The organism is Hyunsoonleella rubra (genome assembly GCF_042684665.1).
Lineage (GTDB): Bacteria > Bacteroidota > Bacteroidia > Flavobacteriales > Flavobacteriaceae > Jejuia > Jejuia rubra.
In genome coordinates, this window is the sequence record NZ_JBHULY010000011.1 from 75,980 (window position 1) to 87,871 (window position 11,892).

At 38.4% G+C, this 11,892-nt stretch carries 12 protein-coding genes; 5 read left to right on the forward strand and 7 right to left on the reverse strand.

From position 1 onward, the window contains the following. The first annotated feature begins 8 nt into the window (after positions 1-8). The 5 genes from ACFSR8_RS05875 (at position 9) to ACFSR8_RS05895 (ending at position 6,277) form a co-directional block, all read left to right on the forward strand. Positions 9-1,142 (forward strand): ATP-binding protein, encoded by a 1,134-nt coding sequence (locus tag ACFSR8_RS05875; RefSeq protein WP_380290008.1) that lies wholly within the window; start codon positions 9-11, stop codon positions 1,140-1,142. Positions 1,143-1,444: 302 nt separating this feature from the next. Further along, positions 1,445-1,846 carry a large-conductance mechanosensitive channel protein MscL gene (mscL, locus tag ACFSR8_RS05880; RefSeq protein WP_186563804.1) on the forward strand — a complete coding sequence of 134 codons (402 nt, stop codon included), beginning with the start codon at positions 1,445-1,447 and terminating at the stop codon, positions 1,844-1,846. Between the two features lie 143 nt (positions 1,847-1,989). Further along, the gene (locus ACFSR8_RS05885; protein WP_380290011.1) at positions 1,990-2,979 is read left to right on the forward strand and encodes an aspartate-semialdehyde dehydrogenase; all 990 of its coding nucleotides are present in this window, start codon (positions 1,990-1,992) and stop codon (positions 2,977-2,979) included. Between the two features lie 270 nt (positions 2,980-3,249). After that, the gene (locus tag ACFSR8_RS05890) at positions 3,250-5,334 is read left to right on the forward strand and encodes an HAD family hydrolase (RefSeq protein WP_380290013.1); all 2,085 of its coding nucleotides are present in this window, start codon (positions 3,250-3,252) and stop codon (positions 5,332-5,334) included. Positions 5,335-5,356: 22 nt separating this feature from the next. Beyond that, on the forward strand, positions 5,357-6,277 hold the full coding sequence (locus ACFSR8_RS05895) for an ABC transporter ATP-binding protein (RefSeq protein WP_380290015.1): 921 nt from the start codon (positions 5,357-5,359) through the stop codon (positions 6,275-6,277). On the opposite strand, the gene ACFSR8_RS05900 is transcribed toward ACFSR8_RS05895, so the two are convergent. The 7 genes from ACFSR8_RS05900 to ACFSR8_RS05930 form a co-directional block, all read right to left on the reverse strand. Then, a complete protein-coding gene (locus ACFSR8_RS05900) occupies positions 6,272-6,721 on the reverse strand; it encodes a 3-oxoacyl-ACP synthase (protein ID WP_380290017.1) in 450 nt (149 codons plus the stop codon). The two genes, ACFSR8_RS05895 and ACFSR8_RS05900, sit on opposite strands and share 6 nt — an antisense overlap. A gap of 69 nt (positions 6,722-6,790) precedes the next feature. After that, positions 6,791-7,903, reverse strand: coding sequence for an NAD(P)/FAD-dependent oxidoreductase (locus ACFSR8_RS05905; protein ID WP_380290019.1), 1,113 nt, complete (start codon positions 7,901-7,903; stop codon positions 6,791-6,793). A 97-nt stretch (positions 7,904-8,000) separates the two neighbouring features. Further along, on the reverse strand, positions 8,001-9,353 hold the full coding sequence (gene accC, locus ACFSR8_RS05910; RefSeq protein WP_380290021.1) for an acetyl-CoA carboxylase biotin carboxylase subunit: 1,353 nt from the start codon (positions 9,351-9,353) through the stop codon (positions 8,001-8,003). An 85-nt stretch (positions 9,354-9,438) separates the two neighbouring features. Further along, a complete protein-coding gene (gene accB, locus ACFSR8_RS05915; protein WP_380290023.1) occupies positions 9,439-9,927 on the reverse strand; it encodes an acetyl-CoA carboxylase biotin carboxyl carrier protein in 489 nt (162 codons plus the stop codon). A 30-nt stretch (positions 9,928-9,957) separates the two neighbouring features. Beyond that, positions 9,958-10,953 (reverse strand): beta-ketoacyl-ACP synthase III, encoded by a 996-nt coding sequence (locus ACFSR8_RS05920; RefSeq protein WP_380290025.1) that lies wholly within the window; start codon positions 10,951-10,953, stop codon positions 9,958-9,960. 176 nt (positions 10,954-11,129) lie between these two features. Further along, complete coding sequence (rpmF, locus tag ACFSR8_RS05925; protein ID WP_186563814.1) at positions 11,130-11,330, reverse strand: 50S ribosomal protein L32; 201 nt, start codon at positions 11,328-11,330, stop codon at positions 11,130-11,132. Between the two features lie 8 nt (positions 11,331-11,338). Then, positions 11,339-11,878: a YceD family protein gene (locus ACFSR8_RS05930; RefSeq protein WP_186563815.1), complete on the reverse strand. Its 540-nt coding sequence runs from the start codon at positions 11,876-11,878 to the stop codon at positions 11,339-11,341. Positions 11,879-11,892: the final 14 nt, after the last annotated feature.

Here is an 11,892-nt window from a genome sequence, read left to right on the forward strand (position 1 = left end):
ATAGGATTATGATCAACAAACGCCTTCTAATCAAACACCTTTTGGCTCACAATGACGAAAACAGCTTTTATGACAAAAAGCGCAAAATCGATATTGGGCAAAAGGAAGGGAAGGCCAAGTTTTTAAAGCACATTTGTGCGCTTTCCAACAGTAATCCTAAAAACAATTCTTATATCGTCATAGGGGTGGACGACGCAGACAACAACATCATAGGTGTAGATTTTTTTGACGACAGCAAAATTCAAAACCTGATTAATGCCTATTTGACCAATCCGCCCATTGTACAATATGAAAACATCCCTTTTCCGCATTTGCCCGATGATAAAGTAGTGGGGTTGGTAACCATAAGGCCCATTGGCAAATTGACCGCATTAAGGAAAAACATCTGGAAATACTACGGTGGCTCGGTGTTTTTTAGGGATGGGAGCATCAGTATGCCCAAGGTTTTTGAAAGCGATATCAAAGATGTGAATTCCAAAATTGTGGAGGCTATTGAAAAAAATGCCCAAAACAATATTGAACACACTTTGGACGGCGTCATTGATTTTATGGACAAACGAAAGGATTTCAATGCGCAATACAAGGTGTTTAAAGAATATTTTGTGGTGTGCTGGGCGGGGCAGAAAAAAACAGTAAAAAAGGAAGTATTTTATTCCAGGGTGGACATTGAACTCATCAACGAGCAGGTACGCCTATTTTTTTCAGCATTGGACGAAGTGGCCATCACCATTACCGATGACACCTTCGAAATTATCGAATACGTCAACCTAGGTTTTCAAAAAAGTTTTAAATATTATCCTTTGGAGGAAACCATCATTCATTTTCAGGACAATGCCCATTATAATATTGAAACCAAATTACTTTTTGAACCTCCACAATTCAATAAAAAAACACTACATCATATTTATAATAGCAATAATGCGCTCCTGGAAAAACTAAAAAAAGGACTGGCCCTAACGGAAAATGAAACTTTGGACCTAAAAAATCTGCCATCTGCCTATTTAATTTGTTATCTCAATCTTTTTCATGAGGCATTGGACAAATTGACCGAAGCCAAACCTTACTTAAAATCCTATAGCAAGGATATTTATGCCATTTACAAGGAAACGATACGCATCCTGAGGAAGGTGAAATACAATTAACATTTGTTAATAAATTTAACCATAAATTAACATTAAAATTTTTGGGTTTTACGGAAAAACCGTAGTTTCGCACCGCTATTAATCATTTTAATTAAACCTTGTGCTCCAAATCGAAAACAGAGTCAAGGTTTTTTTATTTTCCGCCATTAAGAAATATTCAATTTCTAAATATTTCCGGTTACAAATCTGAAGATAATCCATTTTAAATCTTAGGGTTTGATATTCATTGATAGATATTACCCATCAGGGTATTAGATTTTTTCAGTATTTTAGCATCTCACTAACTAGAAATTTTAAAAATTATGTTAAAAGAATTCAAAGAGTTTGCAATGAAGGGCAACCTTGTGGACATTGCAGTTGGTTTCGTTATGGGTGCTGCCTTTAAAGAAGTAGTATCCTCATTTACCGGAGGAATTGTATCGCCATTGATTGGTTTGATATTCGATTCGGACTTTAAGGCATTAAGATATAAATTAAAAGACGGTACATTAAACGACGCAGGTGAAATGGTAGGAGAAGTGTTTTTAGAATACGGTACATTTATTACCAACGTAATTGACTTTATTATTGTGGCATTTGTGATGTTCCTAGTAGTAAAAGGTGTTAACAAAATGAAGAAAGAAGAGGAGCCTGCTCCGGAACCGCCAGCAGGACCAACTCAAGAAGAACTATTAATGGAAATCAGAGATGCTTTAAAAAAATAACAAATTGTTAATTAAATAACAGACTGTTATATGTTGTTAAAAAGCCCACACTTCTCAGAAATGTGGGCTTTTTTTAATTTTATAATTGGAATTAATACTTAGTTTTGCACACGCAAATTATTTAAAAACGTAAAAATATACAGATGAAAGTAGCTGTAGTTGGTGCCACTGGAATGGTAGGCGAAGTGATGTTAAGAGTACTTGCAGAACGCAATTTTCCCGTTACAGAATTAATCCCGGTAGCGTCTGAGCGCTCGGTGGGCAAAACTATTTCTTATAACGGAAAGGATTATAGTGTAGTTGGCCTGGAAACAGCAGTTTCCATGCAACCAGATATTGCTTTATTCTCCGCTGGCGGAGGCACTTCCTTGGAGTGGGCGCCAAAATTTGCCGAGGTCGGCACCACTGTTGTCGACAATTCCTCAGCATGGCGTATGGATCCCACTAAAAAATTAGTAGTGCCTGAAATCAATGCAACTGAGCTGACCGAGGCGGATAAAATTATTGCCAACCCAAATTGCTCCACTATTCAATTGGTGATGGCCTTAAACCCATTGCACAAAAAATATAAAATGAAGCGTGTTGTAGTTTCAACCTATCAATCCGTTTCAGGTACTGGGGTTAAAGCGGTACGTCAGTTGGAAAATGAAATTGCAGGAGTGGAGGGTGAAATGGCCTATCCATACCCTATTGGACGCAATGCGTTACCACATTGTGATGTGTTTGAAGACAACGGTTATACCAAGGAAGAAATGAAATTGGCCAGAGAACCGCAAAAAATTATGAACGACAGAACATTCTCCGTATCAGCTACTGCGGTAAGAATCCCAACGGCAGGAGGACATTCGGAATCAGTAAATGTGGAATTCGAAAACGATTTTGATTTAGCTGAAGTACGTCAATTATTAAGTGCAACCCCTGGTGTTGTGGTGCAGGATGACACCGCCAATAATAGCTACCCAATGCCTATTTTTGCCCACAATAAAGATGAAGTTTTTGTGGGTCGCATCCGCAGGGATGAAACACAACCTAATACATTAAACATGTGGATTGTTGCCGATAATTTACGCAAAGGCGCAGCAACAAATACCATTCAAATTGCTGAATATCTAGTTGAAAATAATTTAGTGTAAATTAGATTTTAAGAGTGTTAATTTAAAACTCCTTCTAAAACCGGAAGGAGTTTTTGTTTTTATATGCTCCGTTCAATTTGATTAGCTTTTATTGCACCTGGTCGAAATCATTCGGTGCATTACCCCTCATAATCTTTCATTTTACTTATTTTTGAACCGATTAACGTTTTTGCCAAATTACTAATATCAATTAATAGACTTTTTTCGCATTGCGCAACATTTGATTTTAGCTTCTCCCGGTAAAACTATTGGGAATAAAAAAGACAAACCATGAGTCTAACTGCCCTAAAAGAATCCCTGAAAACCAAAAAGGTTAAGGCCATATTCACTGACTACTATGACACCCTTATTCATAGAACGGTACACCCGAACTACGCCTTAAGGCTTTGGGCCAAGTTTTTGATTAAAGAATGTGGTTTAACGGCTTCTATTGATGAAATTTATTTCTTTAGAACCTCTGCAAATAAGTACCTATCTGAAAAGTTTAAGACCGATGTGCTAGAGGTGCCATATGCCGTTCTTAAAGAAGAAATTTATCGTAGGTTAGTCAATCATAACGTATTACAAGGCTATTCAAAATCAGAGTTCTTCGAAGTTTTTGAAAAGGCCGATTTGAAGGCTGAAACCCAAGTGCAGTTTCTAAATGATGGTGTGGTTCAATTGTTGAAAGACTTCAAAGCCGATGGAGGCAGAGTGTATTTGGTTTCGGATTTTTATGGTTCAAAATCCCTATTTGAAAGCCTACTTTCCCATCACGGCATTTTAGAAATCTTTGATGGTATTTTTAGCTCGGCGGATATGGAGTTGAGCAAAGCAAATGGGTCTATTTTTGAACCGCTTTTAGTCAAACTTTCGCTTCAACCAGAGGAGGTAATGATGATTGGAGACAATAAAGTGAGTGATTTTGAAAATTCCCGAAAGCATGGACTCCATGCTTTTCAATTGCCTCATGGGAAACATTTAAGGCGCAACAAGCTCAACAATTTTGGTAATGATCATAAAGCTTTTAAAAATACAATCGAGGACATTCATTCCGAGTGTACCAAAAGCTCGGTAATGCCTTTTGTAGAATACATTATTTTCTATCATTTTTTTACGGAGCGTCTATATGAACAATGCAAGCGAAATAAAGTTAAAAACCTCTTTTTTCTGTCACGGGAAGGCATGTACTTGAAAAAGTTGTTCGATGCCTATCAGGCGCGTCATCAATTGGATAAGACATCTGCTATCAAAACACACTACCTCAAAATATCAAGACAGGCCTCTATGCAGATTAACCTTAAAGAACTGGAGAAAGAGGAGTTTAAATACCTAAAGGAAAAATACCCAGCCATGAGCTTGGAGGACTTTTTGTCCTTTTTTAGCTGTCCAGAATCCGCCAAAGCCACTATCGCCAAGGAATTGAGTGCAGACAGTTCTGCCATTTTGGAGGACTTTTTTAATTCGAAATTATTTCAAAGTTTACTGGCCAGCCCATCATTTAAAAGCTTTTATAAAAATCATAGAACTTCCAATAAAAAAGATTTTGAAGCCTATATGAATTCCTTTGGTACGGATTACAAAAAAGAGGGCATCCATTTGGTAGATATCGGCTGGGGTGGCACCATGCAGGAATCTATTTTTGGTTTTCTGAATGAAGACGTTCCCGTTACCGGCTACTATTTGGGTATCCGCGATATTTATAATTTACAGGAAGCAACGAAACGTTCAGGATTATTGTTTTCATTACTTCCCTATACGGATTACAACGACCATATATTGATGGCCAATACCCAATTCTATGAACAGTTTTCGGCTGCAAACCACGGCAGTGCTCTAGGTTATACCAGTGAAGAAAATGGTTTTGTTTTAGAAAAACACAACCCACAGGAAAAATGGCTGTACGACACCTATATTGAGCAACATCAACAACAGATGTTTGATATTCATTTAGAAATGCTAAAACGATTAAGTCCAATATGTTACAACCAAAACATGGTGCAAAAAGCATTGAGTGAATTGGCATTAAAAACTGGACTTTTTGTCAATTCCAGAAAATTAAAATTTGTTCAGGAACTTAACAGCGGATTCTTTCAAAATATTGGAACAAATAAGGTTGGCCTGGAGTACAAAAAAGAAAAAGGTACAGGAGTGTTGGGCTACCTAAAAACCTTTATAATGAAGCCGGAAGTGCTGTTTAGATATGTGGTAAAGCTAAAACCGGTACTCTATTCGAAAAACAAAGTTTTGGCATTTTTTACACCAGTTTACTTCATTTATCTTTATTATAAGTTCAATAAATTTGTGAGGTACTCGGTGTTGAGGCATTCATTTTTATTGAAATCCAATTATTTTAGAACAGATAAAACACAATAGTTTTTGAATTCCCAATTGCTCTATGCTTAAAGCGCAAAACATTTCTTTCAAGTATAAAACGCAATATGTCCTAAAGAATGTTTCATTTGAAGTGAAGCAAGGCGAGCACTTTTCCATTATTGGCGAAAGCGGTTCTGGGAAAAGTACCCTTTTGAAACTTTTGTATGGTACCTATGATTTGAATGAAGGTAAACTGTTTTGGAAAAAGCAACCTATTTTAGGTCCAAAATTTAACCTAATTATTGGTCCCGAATACATGAAACATGTAGCACAGGAGTTTGATTTAATGCCTTTTACAACCGTTTCTGAAAACATAGGTGAGTTTCTTTCCAATTTTTATCCAGAGGAAAAGCAAGAACGCATCAAAGAATTGCTGGAAGTTGTAGAACTAACTTCCGTGGCCAACGTGAAAGTAAAGGAGTTAAGTGGTGGGCAGAAACAACGGGTGGCATTGGCACGAGCGATGGCTAAACAACCAGAAATAGTTTTGCTTGATGAACCCTTTAGTCATATTGATAACTTTAAAAAACAATCTCTGCGCCGCAGTCTGTTCAAATATTTAAAGGATAAAAATATCACATGTATTGTAGCAACGCATGATAAAGACGATGTGCTTTCTTTTTCAGACCGAATGATTGTCTTGCACGACGCGCAAATTTTGGCCCAAGGAACTCCAAAAGACCTTTATGGGAGTCCTAATCATCAACTTGTTGCTTCTTTCTTTGGTGAATTCAACGAAATAAATGGGCAACTAGTTTATGCCAGCCAGCTTGAAATTGTTGAAAAATCCAAGCTGAAGGCATCGGTGGTGCAATCCTATTATAAAGGTTCTCATTATTTAATCGAGGTAATGTTAGACGGGAAATCGGTATTTTTTGAGCACCCTACAGCTATTACATCTAAAGAAAACATTTATTTAGGGGTTAAGGCAAATGCTTTATAATACCATTTGAACCTTAAACTCCTGCCCCCTAAAAGAAACCCTATCCCCTGTGGTTTTACCAATAAGTAACTTAGCTATAGGTGTATTGGGAGAAATAGCGTAAAAGGTTTGGGTTTCAACCATTAATTCCCCAGCACTTATCGAAATAAAATAATTATGGATTGAAGTATATACAACACTTCCGAGGCTAATAGTGTCGGAAGGATTATCTAGATTTATTTTGGAAAGGGTGTTTTTAGTTTTTTGAATTTCGGCCAGTTGTTGTCCAGCTTTTTCCCGTTCCAATTGCATCATGGCCCGACCTGTTTCGTGCTTATCTCCTGCCGAACTTTTAGTTTCAGATAATAATGCGTTTTGAATGTCTTCAATACTTTTCTGAACCGTTACTAAACGGTTTTCAATAAAGACTTCGCATTGCTGGTAGAGTTGTTTTTTTATGTCCATCTGTTCGTAAAAAGTAGATTCCTGCCTTCAGTTCGACCCCGCTCCCTGTGACACGCAAGAATGAAATAGTCAAACTAATTCGGCCAATTCCTTTCCCACCAAGCTTCCAATGGCAACGCCCATTCCTCCGAGACGCACCCCACAATATACATGGTTTGAAATCTGCTTCACTATGGGTTTCTTTTGACTACCAATTCCCATAATACCTGACCAGCGATGTTCGATTTCGAAATTGGTTTTAGGCAGAATCATTGTTTTTAAAAGGTGTTCCAATTGTTCTTGAATTAAATTGGTTTGTCCAAATTCAGTGGTGCTTTCACCTTTAAAATCAAGATTTCGGCCTCCACCAAATAATATTCTGTTATCTATATTTCGAAAGTAATAATAGCCTTTATCCAAATGAAATGTGCCTTTGATTTCAAGATCTTGGATGGGCTTAGTGATCAGTACTTGCGCCCTGGCAGGGTTGACGCTTTCATCTAGGAGTTGCGATGCAAAACCATTAGTAGCTATCAAAAGTTTGCCACAAGCGAATTCAAAATCATCGATGTAAAGTTTTACGGTATCGTTGACCTCCGAAAAGGCTCTAACTTCAGCATTGTTAAGTATCTTAACGCCCTTGGATTGCACTTTGTACAGCAGTGCCTCCATCATTTTGCCCGTATCGATTTGGGCCTCAAATGCATTGTATATGTATTGCGAGCCCACATTTTCGAAGCCGAATTTATTTTCAGCTACAGAAAACACCTCATCCTTAAAAACCGGAAGTAGCATTTTATTTGCACTATCTATTTGTGCCAAACAGTTTTCAAACAAATCTGCATGGGTGTCCAAAAAAAGTTCGTAGCCTCCATTTTGCTGATAGCCCAAGGCTTTATCACCTAAAGTATGGCGAAGTAATTGAAGGCCATCAACCCGCTTTTTTGCGATTTGAACCACTTCCTGCTCTGAGTGTGTTTTTAAGTCTTCTAGAATTTCGCTTAAACTACCAAAACAGGCGAAACCCGCATTTTTGGTACTTGCGCCTTGTGGTAACATCCCTTTTTCAAGAATTAGGATTTTAGATTTGGGATACCTTTGCTGCAATACCAAGGCACAATTTAGTCCGACAATGCCACTTCCAACGATACAGAAATCAACGTTAGAGAACCACGATTTTATTTCCCAATAGGATAGATGCATATTGCTAAGGTAGTATTTTCCTGATCGATTTTGTGGCTTTCAAATTTGACCAAATAGAAATAAAAAACTCCGAAAATTATTTCGGAGTCTCAGTAGTTTAATCTTCAGCTGGCTTTTGCATTTCGAAGTCTTCCATAAACTTCGTGGTGTAATTCCCGGCTACATAATCGGGATGATCCATCAATTGCCTATGGAATGGAATTGTGGTTTTTATACCTTCAATCACAAATTCATCAAGCGCACGCTTCATTTTACTAATAGCTTCCTCTCGGGTTTGTGCCGTAGTAATCAATTTTGCAATCATAGAATCGTAATTTGGCGGAATAGCGTAACCCGCGTATACGTGAGTATCTAATCGTATCCCATGCCCGCCCGGTGCATGCAAGGTTGTAATCATTCCTGGTGAAGGCCTAAAGTTATTAAAGGGATCCTCGGCATTGATTCTACATTCGATGGAATGCAAATTAGGGGTATAGTTTTTACCAGAAATCGGCACACCTGCAGCTACTAATATCTGCTCGCGAATCAAGTCGAAATCAATTACCTGCTCGGTAATTGGATGTTCCACTTGGATTCGAGTATTCATTTCCATGAAGTAGAAGTTCCTGTGTTTATCCACTAAAAATTCTACGGTTCCAGCACCTTCATATTTGATGTATTCGGCGGCCCTAACAGCGGCTTCACCCATTTTTTTACGAAGAGCGTCCGTCATAAATGGTGATGGCGTTTCTTCGGTCAATTTTTGATGGCGTCGTTGTACGGAACAATCTCTTTCAGAAAGATGGCAAGCTTTCCCTCGAGAATCACCAACTACTTGGATTTCAATATGTCTTGGTTCTTCAATGAGCTTTTCCATGTACATATCGTCATTCCCAAAAGCAGCTTTACTTTCCTGCCTAGCAGAATCCCAAGCATCTTTTAACTTGTCTTCGGACCAAACGCCACGCATCCCTTTTCCTCCTCCTCCGGCACTGGCCTTCAGCATTACGGGATAACCAGTTTCCTTGGCCAATTTTTTACACTCCTCAAAACTCTCAATAACACCATCACTTCCTGGAACGCAAGGCACCCCAGCCGCTTTCATTGTCGCTTTGGCATTGGCTTTATCCCCCATTCTATCGATCATTTCCGCAGAGGCACCAATAAATTTGATACCGTGCTCTTCGCATATTTTGGAAAATTTCGCATTTTCAGAAAGAAATCCGTAACCTGGATGTATGGCATCGGCATTGGTAATTTCAGCAGCAGAAATGACGTTAGCCATTTTTAAATAAGAATCCGTACTTGGCGGAGGGCCAATACACACAGCCTCATCGGCAAATTTTACGTGCAAACTTTCCGCATCAGCCGTGGAATAGACCGCAACAGTCTTTATCCCCATTTCTTTACAGGTTCTAATAACGCGCAAGGCTATTTCACCTCTATTGGCAATCAATATTTTTTTAAACATAACTTTTCTAATTAAAAATTTCAATTTCCAAGCTCCAAATTCCAAGAATTGGGTTTTGGGATTTGTGGATTGGAATTTTCAATGGTTATGATGGATCTACTAAAAATAGCGGTTGGTCAAATTCAACCGGAGAAGAATCGTCCACTAAAATCTTAACAACCTTTCCTGAAACTTCGGATTCTATTTCATTGAAAAGCTTCATGGCCTCAATGATACACAACACATCACCCTCGGCAATGGTCTGTCCTACCTCAACAAAAAGTGGTTTGTCCGGGGATGGCTTTCTATAGAATGTACCTATCATTGGGGATTTTATAGTGATGTACTTAGAGTCGTCATCTTTAGCCTCGGCTGCAGGCGCCTCTGCCGCAGATTTTGCTGGAGCCACTTCAGCTGGCGGCGCAACTGCCTGAGGGATTTGTGGTGCCGCAACAGGAGCATATTGAACTGTTGGCGCATCTTGATCCGAACTTGTTTTAATGGTGATTTTTACGTCTTCCATTTCCAATTTAACCTCGCTTGCTCCCGATTTGGCTACAAACCTGATTAAGTTTTGAATCTCTTTTAAATCCATAATTTAGCTATTAGTTTTAATGGTTAGTCTTTAAGAATTATAGGCCCATTTTAAATAGATGGCGCCCCAATTAAATCCGCCCCCAAAGGCGGCAAAGATCATATTATCGCCTTTTTTTAATTGCGATTCATAGTCATACAAAAGCAAAGGTAAGGTGGCTGATGTTGTATTTCCGTATTTGTGGATATTTACCATCACCTTTTCTTCCTCTAAATTTATCCGTTGCGCGGTGGCATCAATTATTCGCTTATTGGCCTGATGGGCCGCGAGCCAATTTACGGTATCCCGTGTGAGGTTATTGCGCTCTAAAATTTTTACAGTAGAATCCGCCATATTAAACACAGCATTTTTAAAAACCGTTCGCCCCTCTTGGAAAGCATACTGTCCTCCTTTTTCCATAGCTTCAGGGGTCAAAGGATGTGATGACCCGCCATAGGTAGCCTGTAAAAACTCCCTTCCAGTACCATCACTTCTCAAATATTCATCCTGAAGACCAAGGTTTTCTGTATTCGACTCAAAAAGCACGGCTCCTGCGCCATCACCGAAAATGATACACGTAGCTCTGTCTTTGTAATTAATGATGGAAGACATTTTATCGGCTCCAATTAAAAGTACGTTTTTGTAACGTCCAGACTCAATATAGGAAGCCGCCACAGACATGCCATATAAAAAACTAGAACATGCCGCGTCCATGTCAAACGAAAAGGCATTAACTGCACCGATTCCCGCGGCAGTGAAAGAGGCCGTTGAGGCCGCCTTCATATCTGGTGTTGCAGTAGCTACAATCACCAATTCTATATCCTTTGGGTCCAACCCCTTTTTATCGATGAGGTCTTTTGCGGCCTTTATAGCCAAGTAAGAAGTTCCTTTGCCTTCGTCTTTTAGAATCCGACGTTCCTTGATTCCAGTTCTTGTCGTAATCCATTCGTCATTGGTATCAACCATGTTTTCAAGCATTTGATTGGTCAATACATAGTCAGGAACATAGCCCCCGACCGCAGTTATCGCTGCTGAGATTTTACTCATACCGTGTAGTTAATTGAATAAAAAACGCCTAAAATGAACAGAAATCATCCAAATTTGATGTAAAATATGAAATTTTGGATAAATATATTCAAATTCGATCGATTTTTAACCCAGAAAAGCGCAAAACAAAAAAAACGCCCACAAGTGAGCGTTTAATTATGATGCATGCATATTACCTATGCCAAATTTTCTTCTTCTGAATTGTCGATAAGCACCTGCCCTCTGTAGTATAATTTACCTTCATGCCAGTGCGCTCTGTGGTATAAATGAGCCTCTCCCGTAGTTGGGCAAGTTGCAATAGTTGGCGCAGTTGCTTTATAGTGCGTTCTTCTTTTATCCCTTCTCGTTTTAGAGATTTTTCTTTTAGGATGTGCCATTTTATATGTTATTTATTGTCCGTTAATAATTTTTTCAAAGTATCCCATCTTGGGTCAGTTTCGTCAACTGTTTTTTCATTTTTTTCGCCAGGACTTAGTTCCTCTAATTTGTTCAGTATGTCTGATTTTAAAGTGCCGTCCTCAATTCCTGGATGAATCCGTTTTAAGGGTACGGCCAAAATAATCAACTCGTAAATGTATTGCTGAATATTCACTTCGTGTTCACCATGTGGAATAATGAGGATATCAATATTTTCATCATTGAAATCCTGGCCAAACTTTACCACCAAATCAAATTCATTTTCAATATCTTGATTATAAGGCTCATTGGTTAGATCACAATTCACATTTACAAAACCCGAAATCTTAAAATGTAACTCTAGCAATGTTGTTTTCTTATCCAATTCAACATTGACTTTAACAGTTACATCATTAAAATCATCATACTCAAAATAATCAAAGAACGTTTTGTCTATTCCGTACTCAAAGTCGTGTTTTCCAATCTTTAATCCCTTAAAAGGAATCGAATACGCTTTAATCGGCTTCATTACCACAACTTTTT